Origin of the sequence: Polaribacter sp. Hel1_33_96 (assembly GCF_002846595.1) — a bacterium.
Classification (GTDB): Bacteria; Bacteroidota; Bacteroidia; order Flavobacteriales; family Flavobacteriaceae; genus Polaribacter.
Genome location: NZ_PJMV01000001.1, coordinates 2204655 through 2226104, shown reverse-complemented (window position 1 = coordinate 2226104; position 21450 = coordinate 2204655). Strand labels below are relative to the sequence as shown.

Genomic DNA, 21450 nt, shown 5'->3' with positions numbered 1-21450 from the left:
TTTATTTTTTAAAATTCGAAATTTTGGTTTTAACCATTCATAGAGATTAGAAACTCATCATTATTTTTAGAGAACTTAATTCTATCATTTATAAATTCCATAGCCTCTATTGGGTTCATGTCTGCAAGATATTTACGCAAAACCCACATACGTTGAACGGTTTTAGCATCTAATAATAAATCATCTCTTCTTGTAGAAGATTTAATCAGGTCAATTGCAGGGTAGATACGTCTATTAGAAATATTTCTATCTAACTGAAGTTCCATGTTTCCTGTTCCTTTAAACTCTTCAAAGATCACTTCATCCATTTTAGAACCAGTTTCCGTCAGAGCAGTCGCAATAATAGTTAATGAGCCACCATTTTCAATATTTCTTGCAGCTCCAAAGAAACGTTTTGGTTTGTGCAATGCATTGGCGTCTATACCACCAGAAAGTATTTTTCCTGACGCTGGAGCAACAGTATTATAAGCTCTTGCCAAACGTGTAATAGAATCTAAAAGAATAACGACATCATGTCCACATTCAACCAAACGTTTTGCTTTTTCTAATACTATATTGGCAACACGTACATGTTTGTCTGCGGGTTCATCAAATGTAGAAGCAACAACTTCTCCACGAACACTTCTTTGCATGTCTGTAACTTCTTCCGGACGCTCATCAATAAGTAAAACAATTTGATAAACTTCTGGGTGATTTTGCGCGATTGCCTTCGCAATATCCTTTAATAACATGGTTTTACCAGTTTTAGGTTGCGCTACGATCATACCACGTTGACCTTTCCCTAATGGAGAAAATAAGTCAATAATTCTTGTTGATAAAGAGCTACCCTTTTCTGCTAAATTGAATTTTTCTTCAGGAAATAATGGCGTTAAATGTTCAAATGATACTCTATCTCTAACAATATTTGGATTTAATCCATTTATTTTTGAAACTCTAATTAAAGGAAAATACTTTTCTCCTTCTTTGGGAGGTCTTACATTTCCCCTTACAGTATCACCAGTTTTTAAGCCAAATAATTTAATTTGAGATTGAGATACATATATGTCATCTGGAGATGATAAATAATTATAATCAGAGGAACGTAAAAAACCATAACCATCAGCCATCATTTCCAGCACACCTTCACTTTCAATAATTCCGTCAAATTCAAAATCAGGGTCTCTATATCGGTTTCCAGATTGGTTACTATTATTTCGAGTAGTGTTATTTCTGTCCCTATTTTGGTTCTGACTTTTATTTTTCTGCGGATTATTTTTCGCAACAGGTTTACTTGGTTGAGATTTATTCGACTGAGGCTTATTGGGGTTGTTTCTAGGTTTTTGTATCTGCTTTTCGTCTTTTTTATCCAAAGTAACGGTACTAACTTCAGTTTTTACTTCAACTTCTTTATGCTCAATTTTCTTGGAAACAGGCATTTGTAGAGTTGTTTTTTGTTGTTTTGGATTTTCTGCATCTACAATTTCAATAGCAGGATTATTTGAGGATGTAGTTGGCGCAGAAGTCTTAGAAACTCGTTTTCTTTTTGGTTTTTCAGTCCTTGTTTTTTTTGGGTTTTCAGAATCGACGCTCTTTGCTGGGGTGGCAGCTTGTGTATCTAAGATTTGATATACTAAGTCTAACTTTTTTAATTGACTGGTTTTGGCAAGGCCAATAGATTTAGCAATTACTTGCAAGTCAGCAAGCGTTTTTGCTTTTAGTTCAGAAATTTCGAACATTTATGTATTTATTAAGTTATTTTTAATCTTAAATATAAGATTTTTACAAATTATTTTTGAATTTATTTATTGTATATAGCACTATACAATATTTTTTTGAGTGGTAATTGTTCTACAAATATATACTTTTTTTTTTACTTGCAAGTTTTCTTTTTAAAAAAGAAGTCCTATTTTTGTAATCACATTTTATAAAGTATGATTCAAAGAATACAAACAATATATTTACTTATAGCTTCAATAGTTTCTGGAGGATTAATTTTTGTATTTAATTTATGGAAAACCTTAAAAGAACAAATTTTTGTATTAGATTTGTTTAAAGAAGGGTTATTTACTTTAAACGTAGTGCCTTTTATGTTCATTACATCTTCGATTTTATCATTAGTAACTATCTTTTTATATAAGAATAGAAAGTTACAATTTGTAATCGGACGTATTATAATTTTGATGAATCTTTTTTTATTAGGATTATTGATTTATTTATCTCTAACTTTATCTGGAGAAACAATTGTTTCTGAGAAAGGTATTGGAATGTTCTTACCAATTTTAGTCGTTTTGCTTATTGTTTTAGCAAATAAAGCTATTAAAAAGGATGAAGATCTCGTAAAATCTGTAGATAGATTGCGATAAAACTAACAAATAGTATATTTAGTGCGAAAAAAAACCGAGAAATATTTCTCGGTTTTTTATTTTTGAAAGGAATTTATTATTTTCTTTTTAGTTTTAATAACGAATGCTATTAATTATTTGTTTATTTTTAAGTATTTGAAATACAATAAATTAATGTTTTTTATCTCCCTACAAATAGGGATGTTTATCCTTGTAATTAAGGAGGTATTAATTTCACTATAAATGGGTATTGTAAATTCCTATAATATAATTTAAATTTGATAATAAATAATGAAGAAAAAGATATACGTTCACGTAGCTGATGATCATAAGATATTGATTGAGGGTATTATAGCTATCATTAATACAGATAAGGATATCGCAATAAGAGGATATTCTTTAACTGGTAAAGAAGTTATTGATTGGTTTGATAAAAAGGAAAATAAGGCAGATGTTTTAATTTTAGATATTACAATGCCTTTTTTAGATGGTTTTGAAGTGTTGCAACATTTTAATAAAAAAGGAATTAGACAAAATGTTATTATCCTCTCTAGTTACGATGATATAAAGATTGTACAAGAAATGTTAAGTCTTGGTTGCAAAGGTTATATTAGTAAGAAGAATGCAGGAGATCATGTAATAGGTGCTATAAAGGCAGTTGCGAATGGGGATCAATATTTTAGTAGTGATATTCAAACGGTTCTTTTAAAATCTTTTGCTGGTCAACAGGTGCCTATCGGTGATGCACCAAATAAATTTATAATCGAAACCTTAACACATAGAGAGTTGGATGTTTTAAAATTAATAACACAACAATTTAATTCTCCAGAGATTGCAGATGCATTGAGTTTAGGCATTAGTACAGTAGAAACTCATCGGAAAAATTTATTAAGAAAATTAAAAGTAAAAAATTCAGTGGGTTTGGCCATGTATGCAGTACGAAATAATATAGTGTAAATGTCAATTAAATTTATTAAATTAGCAAAAAATTATTTTAAAATTTAAAATTAAGAAAAATGAGAAAAATTAAATTTGTAGCCTTCGCAGTTATGGCGTCTTTAGTGTTTTCATCTTGTTCATCAGATGAAATACTATTGCCAGAGCAGCAAAATCAGAGTAAAGAATTGTTCAAGACATATCAGTTAAAGAGAGATGCAGAGGGTGCATATTCAATTGATATAAATACAGAAAATAACGTTAGTATTGGTAAAGTTAAAAATAATAGTAATAATACTAATGAACTGCATTTAGCATTGACTAATGATAAACTAGCACATAAGAGCGAATATGGTTCTGATTTATGGTTTAATAATGAAAATTTTCACATAGAATTTATTAGCGAAAATTTTAACAAAAAGCCAAGTATTTCAATTTTTGATGATAATATTAAATTTGCTCAAAAAGGTAATAAAGATAAGAGTAAATTTCTAAAAGATTTTAGCATAGCAAAAAACGAGGATGGTTCTTATGATCTAGACTTTAAAGTAAAAAAGAAAGTATCTGTAGATTTTGTGTATGACAGTAAAAATAATATTTATGAAATTCATTTAGAGGAATCTAAGAAATCAAAAACAAAAAAGAAGTACTCAAGAACTTTTGATAAGGAAGAAGGTAAGTTATTACAGATTCATTTTGTAAATCATACAGGTGAATCAAAAGGCGGTTCAGGGGTAATCAGAAAGCCAATTGTCATTATTGATGATGGAGAAGATGCTTAGAATAATTTTAATGGAAAATAATTAGAATTTCATTGAGAAATAAGAAGTTAATTGTTCTACTAATTATATTTTTTAATTTATTTCAAATTAGAGCTTATAAGTATATAAAAAAAGAAACCTTGGATAACAAGGTTTCTTTTTTTGTTACACAAAATATTATAGACGTTGATAAAGATTTTTTAGAAATTAAGCAGCTGTATGAAGCTGAGAACTTTCCAAAAGCGCTTAGAAAAGGTTTAGATTTCCTTGGTAAGTATGCAAATACATTAACAAAGAATATTATTGCTGATTATGAAGTAAATAGCATTTTAGGTGAGATTTATCGAAAAAACAATAACCATGATAAATCTGTTTTTTATTATAAAAATTGTGTGAAGATTTTATTAGAAGCTAATTTTGATTCTTATGTATCAAAAAACACGAATTTCAATAAATCTAAGTTAGTTAATGCTTATTTAAGAATTGGAAGTGGATTTTTAAGAAAAAACCTTAAGGACTCAGCTAAGTATTATTATGAGAACGCTCTAGATGTTGAGGCTTTAGATGAGAAATCATTATCTTTTCAAGCAAGTGCTTCAACAAACCTATCAGGTTTGTATATGCAAGATTCCCTTTATGATTTAGCAAAGAATTTCGCAATTAGAGCAGTTATATTTCATAAAAAAAATAATAATAAAGTTTCTCAGGCGGCGGCGAAAGGTAATTTAGCAAGTATATTACTAGATCAAAATAATTATACAGAAGCAAAGGAAAAGTACAAGGAAGCCCTAGATTTAATTAAAAATGAAAAAAGTGATAGAGCTTTAAAAGTAAGACAAAGGTTGTATTATAACTTATCATATAATCTATATAAATTAAAAGATTATGAAGCCTATAATTATCAAGAAGAATCTTATCTTTTAAAAGATAGTTTAAGAAGTAAAGAAGTTGCAAAGATATATGAGGAGCTTAGATTGAAATACGATTTTGATGCAAAAAAAGAGCTCTTAGAACAACAACAAGAAGTAATACTGTTGGAGGAAAGAGATAGGTTTAGGACCATTATTGTAATTGTTGGCTTAATTCTTATTGCGCTTATAGTTATTATTGGTTATTATAATATTCGTCAAAAGAATTTACAATTAAAACTTTCGAAAACAGAGTTATTACAGAATCAAAATTTAGATAAGCTTAAATCTGAATATCAAGCAAGAGCCTTAGATGCTACGCTGAATGGTAGGGAATCTGAAAGAAAAGAAATTGCAGAAACCCTGCACGATAATGTCAGTGCTTTGTTATCTTCTGCTAACTTACATTTACAAGCAACAAAAAAACAGTTTGCGGAGGGTGTACCCCTAGAAATTGATAAAACTCAAGAAATTATTGCGGAAGCTTCTCAAAAAATTAGAGACTTGTCACATACATTAGTTTCTTCAGTCTTATTAAAATTTGGATTAAATTTTGCGATTAGAGATATTGCAGAAAAATATTCGAATTCAGAATTAAATATAGATACAGAAATAGAAGGTTTAAGAAGATATGATCAAAAATTTGAAATTAAAACCTACAATATTATTCAAGAGTTTGTGAATAATATTTTAAAACATAGTAAAGCAAAAAATGCAATAATTAAATTAAAAGAAGAAGAAGATCATATTTTAATGCAGATTTTTGACGACGGCATTGGTTTTGATCAAACACAAATAGCCTTAAAAGATGGTTTAGGAATCAATCAAATTGAGGCTAGGATACAAATAATGAAAGGGAAGCTTGAGATAAATTCTCAAAAAGGAAAAGGAACTCAAATTAAAGTAGAGTTACCGATTAAAAAAAAACAAGTAACTAACCTCTTTTAGCCAATTCAATAATCTCTAAATTTTTTATATCTCCTTTTTCTAATTGAAAACGAAGCATTGTTCTAATTTTATGGAAGCCATGGTTTCCGGCAGCACCTGGGTTTAAATGCAATAAATTCAGTTTTTTATCAAATTGTACTTTTAATATATGAGAATGTCCAGAGATGAAAATTTTTGGGGTGTTTTTAGTAATATCTTCCCTTATTCTTTGGTTGTATTTGTTGGGATACCCTCCTATATGTGTCATCCAAACAGAAACATTTTCAATAGAAAACTTTTGATCTAAAGGAAATTCACTTCTCGCATCCGCTCCATCAATATTACCGTAAACTGCTTTTAATGGTTTTAGTTTTTTTATGGTATCAGTAACGTTTAAGTCACCAATATCACCTGCATGCCAAACTTCATCCGCGTGTTTTACAAATTTTAAAATTTGGTCATCAATATAACTATGAGTATCGGATAATAATAAGATTTTCTTCATGTTAAAAAAAGTAAGAAAAGTTTAACGTCTCTAAAGATTCAAATGTAATGATAACAAAATAAATTCCGTAATTTTGAAGATTTCAAAAAATAATTATTCTTGAGATATTTTATAGAACTTTCTTATAATGGAAAAACATATCATGGCTGGCAGATTCAGCCAGATGTTAGTTCGGTGCAAGAAAAATTAAATAATGCATTAAGTACAATTTTTCAACAGAAAATTCAAGTTGTTGGAGCAGGTAGAACAGACACGGGGGTACATGCTGAGCAAATGTTTGCACATTTTGATTTTGACAAGGATTTAAAAGTGGATGTTGTTTTTAAATTGAATTCAATTTTACCCAATGATATTTCTATTTGTAATGTGTTTTTGGTGGAAGATGAAAAGCATGCGAGATTTGATGCAACTTCAAGAAGTTATGAGTATAGAATTTGCTTGGGTAGAAATCCTTTTTTATTGGATTTTTCATGGCAAATTCATTCACAAATGCCAGATGTAAAGTCCATGAACCAAGCTGCAAAATTACTTTTAGAATATACAGATTTTCAAACTTTTTCTAAAGTAAAGACAGATGTTTATACTTTTAATTGTAATGTTACAGAAGCCTTTTGGGTTTTAAACGGTAGCGAATTAACATTTCATATTTCAGCAAATAGATTTCTTCGAAATATGGTCAGAGCTATTGTGGGTACTTTAATTGATGTAGGCTTAGGTAAAATTTCTAAGGAGGATTTTAGAGGTATCATAGAAAGCAAAAATAGAGGTAATGCTGGATTGTCAGTTCCTGCAAAAGGCTTATTTTTAACAAAAATAAAATACTAAATTTTGGCAGAAAAATCAGGAAATGCTTTTGATATGCAAATTTTCTCAAGACTCATGTCTTTTGCAAAACGCTATCGTTTGTATTTTTTTATAGCCGCCTCTTCCACTATATTTTTAGCATTATTTTCTGTTTTATCTCCTTATATTTTAATAAACACAGTAGATGATTATATCTTATCTAAAGATAAAGTAGGCTTATTAAATTATACGCTACTAATGTTGGGTATTTTGTTAGTGGAAGTTCTACTTCAATTTACTTTCATCTACTTTGCAAATTGGGTAGGACAGCACATTATTCGAGATATTAGGTCAAAAATATTTAGACATATTTTGCAATTTAAAATGTCTTACTTTGATAATAATTCTGTAGGAAAACTAGTCACTAGAGTGGTTTCTGATATAGAGACAATTGCAGCTTTTTTTAGTAATGGAGTGTTTACAATTTTAAGTGACATTCTTAAAATGTTTGCCGTAACTGTTGTAATGCTTGTTTTAAATTGGGAGTTAGCTTTAATCACTTTATTTATTTTACCCATTTTAGTGTACGCAACAAAATTGTTTCAGGTAGCTATAAAAGCTACTTTTCAAGAAGTAAGAAATCAGGTAGCAAATTTAAATGGATTTGTGCAAGAAAGGGTTACAGGCATGAAAATAGTGCAGCTCTTTAATAGAGAAGATATCGAATATCAAAATTTTAAAGAAATAAATGAGAAGCACAAAAAAGCACATGTAAAAACAATTTGGTATTACTCTGTTTTTTTTCCTATTGCAGAAATTTTATCATCTATAGGTATTGGATTAATTGTTTGGTTTGGAGGTGGACAAGCCGTTCAAGATTCAGGAATTTCTGTTGGAGTAATCATGGGTTTTATACAATATGCACAAATGTTGTTTAGACCTTTGCGTCAAATTGCGGATAAATTTAATCAACTACAAATGGGAATTGTTGCTGGTGAACGTGTTTTTAAAGTAATAGATACACATAGCAGTATTGCCAAAAGTGGCACTTTAAAGGCGAATAATCTAAAAGGAAATATAAGTTTTAAAGATGTTCGATTTAGTTATGTTCAAGATGAAGAAGTTTTAAAAGGAATTTCTTTGGATGTTAAAAGAGGGCAAACTGTTGCTATCGTTGGAGCAACTGGTGCAGGGAAATCTACCATCATCAATTTAATAAATCGTTTCTATGAGATCAATAGCGGAACTATTTACGTTGATGGCATCTCTATTGACGAGTATACCCTAGAAAGTTTAAGAAGTCAAGTTGCAATAGTCTTGCAAGATGTGTTTTTATTTTCTGATTCTATCTTGAATAACATTACTTTAAAAAACGAGAAAATTACTCTAGATCAAGTGAAGAAGGCGGCTAAACAAATAGGAATTCACGATTTTATATTGACACTTCCTGGAGGTTACAATTATAATGTAAAAGAAAGAGGAGCAATGCTTTCTTCGGGTCAAAGACAATTAATTGCTTTTTTGCGCGCCTATGTAAGCAAACCTAGTATTTTAATTTTAGATGAAGCAACATCTTCTGTAGATTCGCATGCAGAGCAAATGATACAGTATGCTACAGAAACTATTACAAAAGATCGAACTTCTATTGTAATTGCACACAGATTAGCAACTATAAAACAGGCTGATAAAATTATTGTGATGGATAAAGGTTTGATTGTCGAAGAAGGGTCTCATCTAGAATTATTAGAAAAAGAAAATGGTTATTATAAAAATTTATATGATAAGCAATTTAGTTTGGACCAAGCTTCTTAATGTGTTTTTAGTAAATGAACTAAGATTATCCGTTTTTAGTTTAAATCTTTATTAAGCTTCTCGAGGAGTTCTTCACGGGTTGAATATAGTACAAACTCACCATCTTTTATGTAAGAAATTTCACCAGTTTCCTCAGAAACTAATAAACAAACTGCATCTGTTTTTTCGCTTACTCCGATAGCTGATCGGTGTCTCAAACCAAATCTAGTAGGTATTTTTGTACTATCAGAAATTGGTAAAACGACTCTCGTAGCAACAATATAATTATCTCTAATAATTGTTGCTCCATCGTGCAAAGGACTATTTTTAAAAAAAATGCTCTCTAAAATTACTTCGTTTACAAGCGCATTCATAGGATCTCCATTGTTTATTAAAAAATCTAAACTATTCGTTTTTTCAATAACGATTAAAGCTCCAGTTTTAGTTTTAGACATGTTGTAACATGCTTTTAAAATCTTATCTACTTCAATTTCTGAACTAATTTCTGATTGTAAAAACTTCAGCTGATTTAAAAAACTTTTCTTACTTGAAAAGTTAGTGGTACCAATCATTAGTAGAAATTTTCTAATTTCTTGCTGAAAGACAATAATTAGAGCAATAACTCCTCCAGAAAGTAAATAACCTAAAATTCCACTCAACATTTCCATGCTTAAAGCTTGCGTAATTTTCCAAATTAAGAATATAAAAGCAATTCCTATAAAAATATTTATGGCTACTGTACCTTTTAATAATTTATAGATATAGAAGAGTAATATTGCTACTAGCAAAATATCTAGCACATCTAAAATAGAAAAAGGGATAAAATCTAACATGAAGAGAATAGACTGTTTCAGGTAAAAGTACTAATAAATTTTGTGAGTACAATATCCCTTTTTTATTTCGATGTCGGAAATCAAAATAAGATCATTTTTTACAAATGAATATAATCTTTACTTCTTTCAATTCGTCTTTTTTTTTGATTTTTTAAAATCAATTAAAAATAGGACATCGTTTTAGTAAAAAAAACTTATCTGCAATTTATTACTTAGGATACTACCAATTAGTATTTAAGTCTTCTTGCAGAAGAATGTAGGTTTCTTAATTTGCAATACTGTTTAATTTTATACATTAAACAAAAATTATTACTTGCTGCTTTTTGAGATTAAGGTTATAAAAACAGGTGTTTATGAAGAAAGTTGATGTACAATTTTAACGGCTTCCATTGCTTCTTTTACATCGTGAACTCGTAAGATATTTGCACCATTTAAAAGGGCAATAGTATTTGCAGAAGTAGTTGCGTTTAAAGCTTCTTTTGCAGAAATATTTAACGTTTTGTACAACATGGATTTACGCGAAATTCCTGCTAAAATAGGTGCGTTTAAACTTTTAAAAAGCGATAAGTTTTTTAAAATTTCATAATTATGACTGATAGTTTTTCCAAAACCAAAACCAACATCAATAATAATATCATTGATTTCTAATTGGTGTAACTTGAAGATTTGCTCTGCAAAAAAGGAAATAATTTCTTGAGTAACATCTTTATAAACAGGATTTAATTGCATGTTTTGGGGAGTACCTAACATATGCATTAAGATATATGGTACTCGCAAATTAGCAACAGTTTTAAACATGTTATCATCCATTTTTCCGCCAGAAATATCATTTATAATAGCTGCACCAGCATCAATGGTTTCTCTCGCAATTGCACTTCTAAAAGTATCTATAGAAATAATTATTTCAGGAAAATTTTTTATCAGTAATTCTATAACAGGAACAATTCTTTGCAGTTCTTGCTTTTCAGAAATATGCTTTGCCCCTGGTCTGGAAGAATATGCACCAACATCAATAAATGTAGCCCCTTCGAAAAGCATTTTTTCAACTTGTCCAAGAATTTCAGATTCATTTTTATATTTTCCTCCATCAAAAAAAGAATCAGGAGTAATATTTAAAATACCCATTACTTTTGGTGAGGACAGATCTACTAAAGTTCCCTTGCAATTTATAGTCATTTTAGCGTACCACTTTATTAATTATGTGCCCTATTTCTAATGCTTTGTAATTGTTTATTTTTTGCATTAACTCTTCTACAGAAGTTCCAATTAATAGCATGTCTCTATTCGTTTGTTTTAAATATCCTTCTTCTACCATTTTATCTAACTGCAATAGCACACCATCAAAGAAGCCGTTTATATTTAAAAGGCCAACAGGTTTTTGTTCAATATGTAATTGATTCAAAGTGAGTGCTTCAAAAAGCTCATCTAACGTTCCAAAACCCCCAGGAAGGGTTATATAACCGTTAATTAATTTACTCATAATTACTTTGCGCTCACTCATTTTTTTGCAAACTATCATTTCTTCTACCCCAGCATGAACAACTTCTTCTTTTTCTAACAACTTTGGAATGACCCCAATAACCTCACCATTATGATCTAAAATTGTGTCAGCCAGAATTCCCATCATTCCTATTTTTCCGCCACCATAAACCAAACCAATTTTGTTTTTAGCAAAATAATTTCCTAATTCTATAGCAGCTTCTTTGTAAACAGGATTAAAGCCTAAGCTCGAACCACAAAAAACAACAATTCTTTTCATTTTATAGTTGATAAATTCATGGTAAAAATAAATGAAATGCTTTTAAGATTTACTACATTTGGGAAAATACTTTTTTACAAAAATGCAAGATACCTCAAAACAATACGATGCCGTTATAGACCAATGTAGAAGTTTATTTATAAAAAAAATGTCTGATTATGGCTCTGCTTGGAGAGTTTTACGATTACCATCTTTAACAGATCAAATATTTATAAAGGCACAAAGAATTCGTCAGCTGCAAGAAAATGAGGTTAGAAAAGTGGATGAAGGTGAAAAATCTGAATTTATTGGAATCATTAATTATTCCATAATGGCACTAATTCAGTTGGAAAATGGTGTTGTTGAAACCCCTGATTTAAGCACGGAAGATGCTACTGTTTTGTATGATAAACATAGTGAAATTACCAAAAATTTAATGATGGATAAAAATCATGATTATGGTGAAGCTTGGAGAGATATGCGTGTTTCTAGTTTAACAGATTTGATATTACAGAAATTATTACGCGTGAAGCAAATTGAGGATAATAAAGGAAAAACCATTGTATCTGAAGGGATTGATGCAAATTACCAAGACATGATTAATTATGCTGTTTTTGCTATGATTCATCTGGGGTAAAAAGATCTGCATGTATATATAAGGGCACATTTTATAAAAACAAGATTATTTTTTCAATTTATTGTTTAATATAAAGTGCATAATGATTTAAGCAAAAAACCATGATATTAAAACTTATTACACAAATTGCAAGAATTTTAGTAGGAGCCTTATTTGTTTTTTCAGGCTTTGTAAAATTGGTAGACCCAATTGGATCTCAATACAAGTTTCAAGAATATTTTTCCGTTATCAAGATAAATTTTGGGTATATAATTCCTGATTTTCTTGAAAAGTATTTTGGTTCTGTGGTTTTAGAATTTGATTTTTTAATTCCTTATGCCTTGCCATTTGCAATTTTATTGATTGTGGCAGAAATTCTTTTAGGAGTAATGGTTTTAATCGGTTACAAACCTAAGTTTACCGTTTTTAGTTTATTTATTTTAACCTTAGTCTTCTTGTTTTTGACTTGGTATTCTGCCTATTATAACAAAGTTACAGATTGTGGTTGTTTTGGAGATGCTATAAAATTATCGACTTGGGAAACCTTCTATAAAAACATAATTTTAATTGGTTTAATTATTGTCTTATTGTTAAAAGTAGCATTTATTAAACCTATTTTTAAAGGAAAAATACCAATGATAATTACTTTTTTATCATTGGCATTATTTTTATTTACTGTAAAACATGTTTTAACTCATTTACCTTTAATAGATTTTAGAGCTTATGCTATCGGTAAGAATATTCCTGAAGGAATGGTTTTTCCAGCAGACGGTAGTATTGCTCCTGTTCACGATTTTATGTTAGAAGATGCACAAGCAGATTTGGCGCCAGAATTATTGAGACAAGAAAAAGTAATGTTAGTGATTGTTTATAATTTAGATAAGGCAGACGTAAATGGGTTTCGTGCAATTAAAGAAATTGGCATAAAAGCAAAGAAAAAAGGATATACAGTTTACGGAGTTTCTGCTTCATTTTCTGATGATTTAGTTCTCGCTAAAGAAAAATATAATTTACCTTTTGATTTTTTATTCTGCGATGAAACTACTTTAAAAACAATGATCAGAGCAAATCCTGGAGTTATTATTTTAAATAAAGGAACGGTAGTGGAAAAAAAGAATTGGGTAGATGTTGAAGAGATAGAGTTATAAATTATTTAGACTCTTAGAAGCTACTTTTTATTTCTTTTATTTTCCACTTCAGTAAGAGGTATCCCTTTTTCATTATTAAAAAACACATGTTTTGGGCTTCCAATAATTTGAGAAGAATAAATGCCAGAGTGACCAGAAAATAAATAAGAAGTGGTGCAAGCTAAGGCTATAAAAACTCCAGATTCTATTCCAAATAACTCAACTCCCATTATCGTGCAAGCAATTGGAGTATTTGTTGCTCCTGCAAAAACAGCCACAAATCCCATTCCTGCTAATAATCCCATTGGTAAAGGAATAAACCAAATTAATACGTTTCCTAAAGTAGCACCTATAAAAAATAAAGGAGTCACTTCTCCTCCTTTAAACCCAGCGCCCAGTGTGAAAGAAGTAAACAATAATTTTAGGAAAAAATCATAAGAATTTAAATCAATATTAAAAGCTTCAACAATGGTGGGTATCCCTAGTCCTATATATTTTGTTGTTCCTATGAGGTACACCGTAATTGCTAAAATAGTACCACCAATTAATGGGCGTAATGGTGGATAGTGAATGTGTTTTTTAAATAAATTTCCCCAAAAGTGCGTAGATTTTGAAAACAACATACTTGCGAGTCCGAAAATAATACCGGCTAATAAAGACCACAAAATTGTAGAGGGCGATATTGCGACAATCTCAGTAATGTTATAATGTGTATGATGAGAGATTTGCCAAATATTGCAAAAATAATTCGCAAAAATAGCGGATAAAAAACTAGGTATGATAGCATCAAACTTTATTCTGCCTATTACCATTACTTCAAGTGCAAAAATAGCACCTGCTAAAGGCGTACCAAAAACAGATGAGAAACCTGCGCTGATACCTGCAATTAATATAATTTTTCTATCTAAATTAGAAAGTTTAAAAATTTTAGTAAACTGATCTGCAATTGCACCTCCTATTTGTAAAGCAGTTCCTTCTCGGCCAGCAGAACCTCCAAATAAATGTGTAAGTATGGTTCCTAAAAATACTAAAGGAGCCATTTTAAAGGGAATTATTTTTTTAGGAGAATGATATTCATCGATCAATAAATTGTTTCCTTTTACGACACTCTCTCCATATAAATGATACGATAAACCAATGATAAAACCAGCAATAGGTAATAACCAAATAATCCACACATTAGCTTCTCTATAGTCTGTTGCCCATTCTAAAGCCCATAAAAAAACAGCAGATGCACTTCCTGTAAATACTCCTATGAGCAAACAGATACACACCCATTTTAGAAGAAAAAGCAAAGAAAAACTTTGCTCAAACGAAAGAAAAAATCTTTTAACTTTATTCATATATTTTTATATCTTCTTAAATAAAATAGGTTGTGATGTCGTAGACTATCAAAATGAGTAATTAAGTCTTTAATTTATTTTTGTGAACAAATTTAAACAAATAAAAACAAAGAGATTATGTAAATGTATGGATCAATTATTTATCAATTATTCTTCATTTTAAAATTTTATTGTAACTTGTTTTAAAGTTAAAAAATTAAAGGAATGGAACCATTAGTAAGTTATCAATCAGAAGAGAGTTACGCAATTATTGCCATAAAAAACGGAAAAGCCAATGCTATTTCCCATCAAGTAATTGAAGGATTAAATGCAAGTTTAGACAAAGCTGAGCAGGAGAATAAGGTTGTAATCCTGACAGGGCAAAATGGAATTTTTTCAGCTGGTTTTGACTTAAAAGTGATGAAGAAATCCCCTGAATCGGCGAAGGAATTGGTTACTAAAGGATCTCAATTATCTTTGAGAATGCTGTCTTTCCCAAAACCAATTATTATTGCCTGTAATGGCCATGCAATTGCAAAAGGCGCATTTTTATTATTGTCTGTAGATTATAGAATAGGGGTGGAAGGAGATTTTAAAATTGGTTTAAATGAAGTAATGATTGGTATGACGATGCACAATGCAGGAATTGCAATTGCAAAATCGCGTTTGTCTGAAGTTTACCTAAATAGAAGTGTAAACAATGCAGAAATATTCAACCCTATAGATGCCGTAAAGGCTGGTTTTTTAGATTTGAATGTTCCGGAAACACATTTGTTGCCAACGGCGATTAAAGTAGCAATGATGTTTTCTAAACTAAATGAAAAAGCACATGTTGAAACGAAGTTAAAAGTTAGAAAACTGCATTTAGAGGTATTAGCGAATGCTATCGAATTAGATTTAGCTGGAGAAATTTCCTTGAATGATTAACTTTCTCAGAAACTATTTTCCTATTTCCTAAAATATTTCTTTAATATTATTCTTAAAACAAATTTATCGATTGATAGACTAAAACAATATTGATCTTAATATTTTATTTATAGACGGGAATTTCTAACTCCTTTAAAGAAGCATTAAAATTGAGTTGCTTGAAGTTTTTTCCTGATGAAAATGTAGAAAAATATGCTGAGAAATTTTTAATACGAATCTTTTTCAAAAACTTTAATTCCAGCTTTTACTTCAACATCTAAATGATTTTTTCTTGGTGTTAAAGGACAAGAATATTTATCATTATATGCACAATAAGGATTATATGTATTGTTGAAATTCAGCTCAATTGTGCCATCAGCTTTTTCATCTGTAGTCATCACATCCATGTAACGGCCACCGCCATAAGATTCTTCTCCAGAAGTATCGTCTGTAAAGGGTAAAAATAGATGATTTTTATATTTTTTGTCACGCAAATCATCTTGACTTTGGTAGATTTTTAGCACACATTTTTTTCCTTTTAAATTGAACTTTAAAATACCATATTCTTTATACAAAGGTTTTCTATCTGTGGTAGTAGCCATTTCAAAAGTAGGAGCATTTATTGTTTTTGTCAAGTTTGCAATGACGATAAAAGCAGAATCAACAGGGAAAAAATCTAATCCTTTAAATTTTTTTAAATCTCTCTTTTTTAAGGGTGATTTTGATGCGTCTTTATAGCTTGCATTTAATTCTTGTTGATAAACCGTTTTGCCCATTAAAGGACGTTTGTCTTTTGAATTACAGGCTAGTATTAAAAAAAAAGTAAAGGCAATAGTCATTTTTTTCATATTCGCTAAAGTATAAAATTACTTGGGATTTCTTTTTAAAATCAGAAAAAGGTTATCCAGAACACTTCCTGTTATAATTAAATTATTAAAAGGAGCAGCAACTGTGGAAGCAGACATATTAGTACCGTCTTCCATATAAACTTGTTCTATACCATACTCTCCTTTTTTAACGTATTTTATTTTAATAATTTCTGATGGAGAAGTTTCTTTATTTCCTTTTGCGTAGGCATTAAAATGTAATAAATTAGGATGTGCTCCAATCCATAAATTATTTTCAAAATCAAATTCAATATTATCTACCCCAGTTTTACAATTAATATCTTCTATATAAGTCAGATTTCCATCTTTATTTTTTTGATACACTTTTACTAAAAACTTTCTTGGTGAAGCAACAAAAATAAGATTACGTTTTGTGTCGAAATTAATGCCATTTGCATAAGCAATTCTATCAGCAACTTGTCTGTAATTTTTGCCATCAAAATACATGACATTAGAAATTGAAAGGCCTAAATAATCCTCTAATAAGCGCATAATTCCATCTTTGTATTTATGGTCGTTTGTGAAATAAAATTTATGGTCATCTAACAAAACAATATCATTTGGACTGTATATTTTTTCGTGTTTCAATGTTTTTATATGTGTTAATTGTTCATTAACCAAGGTGAAAATTTCAATAAATTCGCCATCGATGGTATGATTGATAGCAGCAATTGTAGTCCTACCTTTTTTTTGAAACATTGAAATTCCGTGAGGAGCAAAAGGTTTTTTAAAATCTTCAGTTAAATGGATAGGTTTAAAATTGTCCGTTTTTAAATCGATATAATACAAGCCGCCAAACTCTTGTGCCGTATTAGGTATTTTATCTCTTGCGGTTGATGAAATAATAGCAAAACTATCTTTTTGACTAATAGTAATATCTTCTGGTCCAGCAATCTTTATTTTTCGAAGAATCTTTCCATCAAAATTATTTTCTATAGGCCTAAAATATCCTGTAGATATAAAAATATTAGCTAAAAAAAGAAGTGCTAGAATAAGAGTTGCAGATAAAATTCTTTTTTTGAAATTCATTTTAAAAATCTTTTCATAAAAATACAACATTCAAATATTTTATGTAGATTTATAGATGTTTTAAGAAAAATTAAAATGAGAATCTTTATGACATATGTAGCTCAATTAAGGTGTGAAAAGTACAAAAATCGTTCTATTTGTATGTTTTGATGTTAACAATATAAAATTAAACATTTAGAAAAGGTCCGACTTCGTAGTCGGATTTTTTATTTAAAACTAATTATAATTCAGTTTGTAATAAACATTGATCAATTAAAAATGAGAAAATTGTACAACAATTACATTAGCACCTTTAGAGGGCTTTCAGTGGAAGTTTGGTGGTTGTCATTGATAACTTTTATCAATAGATCTGGAACAATGGTAATTCCTTTTTTATCATTATATCTAAATAAAAGTCTAAATATTTCTTTACCAGACATCGGTTGGATTATGTCTTTTTTTGGCTTGGGTTCCGTTATCGGTACTTGGCTAGGCGGTAAGTTAACAGATAAGATAGGGTATTATAAAGTAATGTTAGGTAGTTTATTTTTAACAGGAATTTTATTTATTTTATTGCAATTTATTACCACTTTTGAGGGATTTTGTGCAGGGATATTTATAGTGATGTTGGTTGCAGATGCTTTTAGACCTGCAATGTTTGTGGCTTTAAGTGCATATAGTAAACCAGAGAATAAAACACGTTCAGTTACATTAATTCGGTTGGCAATTAATTTAGGTTTTTCTGCGGGTCCCGCAATTGGTGGTTTAATTATTACGGGGCTTGGATATCAAGGTTTATTTTGGGTGGATGGTGTTACTTGTTCCTTAGCGGCTATTTTATTATTACAAGTATTGCACCCGAAAAAATCAAAAATACAAGATGAAGTAAAAGTAGATAACCCAGTTTCTGCTTATTCAGATAAAGCTTTTTGGGTGTTTTTTATAGCAATGTTTATTTTCGGTTTTGTTTTTTTACAGTACTTCTCTACCATGCCTTTATATTATAAAGATGTTCATTTTTTATCAGAATTAGAAATTGGTTTGTTGATGGGCTTTAACGGTTTTTTTATCTTCCTGTTTGAAATGCCACTGATAAAGTGGTTGGAAGATTCAAAGTATTCTAAAGTTAAATTGATTGCCATTGGGTTGTTTTTAGTAGCGCTGAGTTTTGTTGTGGTAACTCTAACTTCTTGGCTTGGTATTTTAATTGTTGGAATGTTTTTGATGACAGTTGGCGAAATGATTGCATTTCCGTTTTCAAATGCCTTTGCTGTAGAGAGGGCTAAAAAAGGAAATCAGGGAGAATATATGGCTTTGTATGCTATCGCTTTTTCAATAGCTCACATTTTTAGTCATAATACAGGAATGCAAATGATAAGTAAATTCGGTTATAAATTTACTTGGAATGTTATGACAATTCTTGCAATGGTAGGTGTTCTTATTTTATTTTTATTGATGACATTCCTCAAAAAGGAAAAAGACTTAAAAGGTAAAATCGATTAAATTTGATAGTTTGTATTTATAAAGTATTGTAAATAAAAACGAAATATGCCATTAATAAAAGACAACCATCTTTCCAGTTTAAGCGATAACCTTTTGGTATAAAAACTAAAGGTAAAATAATAAACGAAATTCCTAACATCCAAAATAGATCACCAGTTAGCAATCTTTCATCCACCACAGGAATAGGCGTTATCATGGAGGTAATTCCTAAAACTGCTAAAATATTAAAGATATTAGAGCCTATTAGATTTCCTAGTGAAATGGCCTTTTCCTTCTTAACTATTGCAATAATAGATGCTGCTAATTCTGGTACACTTGTACCTATAGAAACCACAGTAACCGCAATTACACGATCTGTAACTCCAAAATCTTTAGCTAAAGTTGTTGCACCTTTTATTAATAATTCTGAACCTCCCCAAAGTCCTAATGCCCCGATAACAAGAAATAAAACTATTTTGTAAAGTGGTAAAGGTTCATCGTCTTCGGTAAATTCATCCACAACTGCTGTTTTTTGAAAACGTAAAAGAAATATTAAAAAGATGATTAAAAAAGAAAACAAAATGATACCCTCATTTTGTGTAATAACTTTATCACCAACTAAAGAGAAGTAGAGCAGTACAGATGCAATCATCATTATTGGCCAATCTGTTGTATAAAAACTTTTTTGAACTTCCATTCCACCTAGCAAAAGAGTAATCCCTAAAACTAGTCCTAAGTTAGTAATGTTAGAGCCGATAACGTTCCCTAATGCTAAATCTGATGCACCATTTAACGCTGCGTTTATGCTAACTATAAGTTCTGGCGCTGAAGTTGCAAAAGAAACCACGGTCATTCCAATAATTATTTTTGGAATATCTAATTTTAAGGATAATGCTACAGCTGATTTTAGTAGCCAGTTTCCGCCCAAAATCAATAAAATTAAGCCACTTATGATTAGTAAAAAATTCATTATTTTAATTTAGGACGAAGATACATTTTATCAGTTTATGAAAAAACTAAAAAATGATAAGCCTCTTTTTGAGGTTTTAGAAGATGATTTTTTCTTTACTTTAGGAATACTGATATAAATCATCCTTTATTTACTTACAGTTAAGTATTTTTATAAAACATTAGGATTAATTATTATAACATTTACTTAGTATTGTTGTTTTTAATTAAAACAGTTATTATCTTTTTTGTTATATATATAAAATCAAATTAAATAATATTTCTATAAATTTTGGTTGATAGCGGTCAATCATTCTATATTGAAAAAACAATTGCGCAATTGACTTTATTTACTAACTTTTTAAAACTATTAAAATGATTATTATTGCTCTAAAACTTATTAAAACTATTTTTGAAACCATAACGACTTTTTTTTTCTAAGCAAGCGTAAAGACGACTATTTCTAAAAACGAGTTAGTTGTTTATTTTTATTAAATTTGACACATAATTAAATCATAATGGAGACACAATTTTTTAAAGCCTTAGCAAAAATGAATAAAGCTATTTTACCTTCTTTTACAAAAAAGCAGTTAGATATCTCTAAAGCATCCAAATTTCAATTGGCAATTATTGGATGGAGAGCTTTTGTAACTATGAAATCACTTCACTAAAATATAAAATTATGACTACTAAGCATACAAAATTATTTACTGGATCTAACATTATTGTTAATGGTTTAAAAAACTTATTAGATGTAGCACAAATAAGTTATATTATTAAAGATCGCTTCGAATCGGCCAGATTAGGTGGTTTTGGAGAAAATATGGATTCTGTGGAAGTTCATGTGTTAGATGCCGATGTTGATAAAGCTAAAAATATAGTTGAGGCTTATAAAGGAAAAATAAACACATAAAAAACGAGAATAGGCTTTCTAATTTAAAAAAATGCATTTATATTTGCACCCGCTTATTGGCCATGTGGCGCAACTGAATAGCGCACTTGATTACGGCTCAAGAGGTTGCAGGTTTGAATCCTGCCATGGTCACGAATAAAACCAGCACTTTACAACATTTTTTGTAAATGCTGGTTTTTTATTTGCCTACTTTTTGCCTACCTAGTTAGAATTAAAGGATCAATACAAGAACTATAGAATTTTAGAATTATGAGAAAACGAAGTAACAAGGAATTAAAAAAGGCCTTGAATATTTTCAAAGCCTTTTTGTCTAACCAAAATTAGTATAAAAACTCACTACTTCTATTTTTCTTTTTCAATTATTTCAGTTTATTTTTTGTTGATTTCTATTAGTATGACACAATAAAATTTAATATGTCACAATTACTCTTTAAAATAAAAACTCGAGAAATTTCTCGAGTTTTTATTTTAAATATTGTTTAATTGCTATTCTGTGTTCAGGAATACTTTTGTCATAGTTTTCTACCAATAACTCTAGTATTTTCGGTGGTTTTACCCCAATTTCATTTTTATGAGAATATCTTGACACATAGAGATTATAGGCATCCTCTTTTTTTTCAAAAATTAAAAAGTGTGTAGCATTTAATTCAGTAAACGCAATTTGATTTCCATGAAATGCAGTAGATTCGTCTTTTATAAAAAGAGAAAATTCGTAATATTTTAAAACATTTTCCATAA

At 29.5% G+C, this 21450-nt stretch carries 22 protein-coding genes and 1 tRNA gene; 13 read left to right on the top strand and 10 right to left on the bottom strand.

The features are described 5' to 3' along the window. Window positions 1-29 precede the first annotated feature (29 nt). Window positions 30-1715, bottom strand: a complete 1686-nt coding sequence (gene rho, locus ATE90_RS09685; protein ID WP_036787291.1) for a transcription termination factor Rho — start codon at window positions 1713-1715, stop codon at window positions 30-32. A 195-nt stretch (window positions 1716-1910) separates the two neighbouring features. Here rho and ATE90_RS09680 point away from each other — a divergent pair, with 195 nt between their 5' ends. The 4 genes from ATE90_RS09680 (at window position 1911) to ATE90_RS09665 (ending at window position 5874) form a co-directional block, all read left to right on the top strand. Continuing rightward, complete coding sequence (locus tag ATE90_RS09680; protein ID WP_036787289.1) at window positions 1911-2342, top strand: DUF4293 domain-containing protein; 432 nt, start codon at window positions 1911-1913, stop codon at window positions 2340-2342. 270 nt (window positions 2343-2612) lie between these two features. Next, entirely contained in the window at window positions 2613-3278 is a 666-nt protein-coding gene (locus ATE90_RS09675; RefSeq protein ID WP_036787287.1) for a response regulator transcription factor, read from the top strand. 59 nt (window positions 3279-3337) lie between these two features. After that, window positions 3338-4039, top strand: a complete 702-nt coding sequence (locus ATE90_RS09670) for a hypothetical protein (RefSeq protein ID WP_101451339.1) — start codon at window positions 3338-3340, stop codon at window positions 4037-4039. Between the two features lie 119 nt (window positions 4040-4158). Beyond that, window positions 4159-5874: a tetratricopeptide repeat-containing sensor histidine kinase gene (locus ATE90_RS09665; RefSeq protein ID WP_254712314.1), complete on the top strand. Its 1716-nt coding sequence runs from the start codon at window positions 4159-4161 to the stop codon at window positions 5872-5874. Here the strand turns inward: ATE90_RS09665 and ATE90_RS09660 are convergent. Beyond that, window positions 5861-6358 carry a metallophosphoesterase family protein gene (locus tag ATE90_RS09660; protein WP_036787284.1) on the bottom strand — a complete coding sequence of 166 codons (498 nt, stop codon included), beginning with the start codon at window positions 6356-6358 and terminating at the stop codon, window positions 5861-5863. The genes ATE90_RS09665 and ATE90_RS09660 overlap by 14 nt on opposite strands. A 99-nt stretch (window positions 6359-6457) precedes the next feature. On the opposite strand from ATE90_RS09660, the gene truA reads away from it, so the two are divergent. Then, window positions 6458-7183 (top strand): tRNA pseudouridine(38-40) synthase TruA, encoded by a 726-nt coding sequence (gene truA, locus ATE90_RS09655; RefSeq protein ID WP_036787282.1) that lies wholly within the window; start codon window positions 6458-6460, stop codon window positions 7181-7183. A gap of 3 nt (window positions 7184-7186) precedes the next feature. Then, window positions 7187-8953: an ABC transporter ATP-binding protein gene (locus tag ATE90_RS09650; RefSeq protein WP_101451337.1), complete on the top strand. Its 1767-nt coding sequence runs from the start codon at window positions 7187-7189 to the stop codon at window positions 8951-8953. 35 nt (window positions 8954-8988) lie between these two features. Here ATE90_RS09650 and cdaA read toward each other — a convergent pair whose 3' ends face one another. The 3 genes from cdaA to ATE90_RS09635 all read right to left on the bottom strand — a co-directional run bounded on the left by cdaA (window position 8989) and on the right by ATE90_RS09635 (window position 11524). Further along, window positions 8989-9765, bottom strand: coding sequence for a diadenylate cyclase CdaA (gene cdaA, locus ATE90_RS09645; protein WP_036787279.1), 777 nt, complete (start codon window positions 9763-9765; stop codon window positions 8989-8991). A 351-nt stretch (window positions 9766-10116) separates the two neighbouring features. Beyond that, the gene (gene folP / locus ATE90_RS09640; RefSeq protein ID WP_036787277.1) at window positions 10117-10941 is read right to left on the bottom strand and encodes a dihydropteroate synthase; all 825 of its coding nucleotides are present in this window, start codon (window positions 10939-10941) and stop codon (window positions 10117-10119) included. A gap of 1 nt (window position 10942) precedes the next feature. After that, window positions 10943-11524, bottom strand: a complete 582-nt coding sequence (locus tag ATE90_RS09635) for a TIGR00730 family Rossman fold protein (protein WP_036787275.1) — start codon at window positions 11522-11524, stop codon at window positions 10943-10945. 82 nt (window positions 11525-11606) lie between these two features. Between ATE90_RS09635 and ATE90_RS09630 the strand changes: the two genes are divergently transcribed. Both ATE90_RS09630 and ATE90_RS09625 read left to right on the top strand, forming a co-directional pair. Continuing rightward, window positions 11607-12140: a DUF1599 domain-containing protein gene (locus ATE90_RS09630; protein ID WP_101451532.1), complete on the top strand. Its 534-nt coding sequence runs from the start codon at window positions 11607-11609 to the stop codon at window positions 12138-12140. A gap of 101 nt (window positions 12141-12241) precedes the next feature. Next, on the top strand, window positions 12242-13267 hold the full coding sequence (locus tag ATE90_RS09625) for a MauE/DoxX family redox-associated membrane protein (RefSeq protein ID WP_101451336.1): 1026 nt from the start codon (window positions 12242-12244) through the stop codon (window positions 13265-13267). 20 nt (window positions 13268-13287) lie between these two features. On the opposite strand, the gene ATE90_RS09620 is transcribed toward ATE90_RS09625, so the two are convergent. Continuing rightward, on the bottom strand, window positions 13288-14589 hold the full coding sequence (locus ATE90_RS09620) for a voltage-gated chloride channel family protein (protein ID WP_101451335.1): 1302 nt from the start codon (window positions 14587-14589) through the stop codon (window positions 13288-13290). A gap of 204 nt (window positions 14590-14793) precedes the next feature. On the opposite strand from ATE90_RS09620, the gene ATE90_RS09615 reads away from it, so the two are divergent. After that, window positions 14794-15495 (top strand): crotonase/enoyl-CoA hydratase family protein, encoded by a 702-nt coding sequence (locus ATE90_RS09615; protein WP_036787270.1) that lies wholly within the window; start codon window positions 14794-14796, stop codon window positions 15493-15495. 206 nt (window positions 15496-15701) lie between these two features. Here the strand turns inward: ATE90_RS09615 and ATE90_RS09610 are convergent, their stop codons facing one another. Both ATE90_RS09610 and ATE90_RS09605 read right to left on the bottom strand, forming a co-directional pair. After that, window positions 15702-16322 (bottom strand): DUF1684 domain-containing protein, encoded by a 621-nt coding sequence (locus ATE90_RS09610; RefSeq protein WP_036787269.1) that lies wholly within the window; start codon window positions 16320-16322, stop codon window positions 15702-15704. Between the two features lie 18 nt (window positions 16323-16340). Beyond that, the gene (locus ATE90_RS09605; RefSeq protein WP_180335198.1) at window positions 16341-17390 is read right to left on the bottom strand and encodes an SMP-30/gluconolactonase/LRE family protein; all 1050 of its coding nucleotides are present in this window, start codon (window positions 17388-17390) and stop codon (window positions 16341-16343) included. 258 nt (window positions 17391-17648) lie between these two features. Between ATE90_RS09605 and ATE90_RS09600 the strand changes: the two genes are divergently transcribed. Further along, the gene (locus ATE90_RS09600; RefSeq protein ID WP_036787264.1) at window positions 17649-18872 is read left to right on the top strand and encodes an MDR family MFS transporter; all 1224 of its coding nucleotides are present in this window, start codon (window positions 17649-17651) and stop codon (window positions 18870-18872) included. A 16-nt stretch (window positions 18873-18888) separates the two neighbouring features. On the opposite strand, the gene ATE90_RS09595 is transcribed toward ATE90_RS09600, so the two are convergent. Continuing rightward, on the bottom strand, window positions 18889-19821 hold the full coding sequence (locus ATE90_RS09595; RefSeq protein ID WP_081958184.1) for a calcium/sodium antiporter: 933 nt from the start codon (window positions 19819-19821) through the stop codon (window positions 18889-18891). A 496-nt stretch (window positions 19822-20317) separates the two neighbouring features. Here ATE90_RS09595 and ATE90_RS09590 point away from each other — a divergent pair, with 496 nt between their 5' ends. The 3 genes from ATE90_RS09590 to ATE90_RS09580 all read left to right on the top strand — a co-directional run bounded on the left by ATE90_RS09590 (window position 20318) and on the right by ATE90_RS09580 (window position 20844). Further along, window positions 20318-20470, top strand: a complete 153-nt coding sequence (locus ATE90_RS09590) for a hypothetical protein (RefSeq protein WP_036787260.1) — start codon at window positions 20318-20320, stop codon at window positions 20468-20470. Between the two features lie 11 nt (window positions 20471-20481). Continuing rightward, window positions 20482-20712: a putative signal transducing protein gene (locus tag ATE90_RS09585; protein ID WP_036787258.1), complete on the top strand. Its 231-nt coding sequence runs from the start codon at window positions 20482-20484 to the stop codon at window positions 20710-20712. Between the two features lie 58 nt (window positions 20713-20770). Next, a tRNA-Arg gene (locus tag ATE90_RS09580) sits at window positions 20771-20844 on the top strand. Window positions 20845-21175: 331 nt separating this feature from the next. On the opposite strand, the gene ATE90_RS09575 is transcribed toward ATE90_RS09580, so the two are convergent. Then, entirely contained in the window at window positions 21176-21448 is a 273-nt protein-coding gene (locus ATE90_RS09575; RefSeq protein ID WP_036787256.1) for a hypothetical protein, read from the bottom strand. Between the last annotated feature and the right edge of the window lie 2 nt (window positions 21449-21450).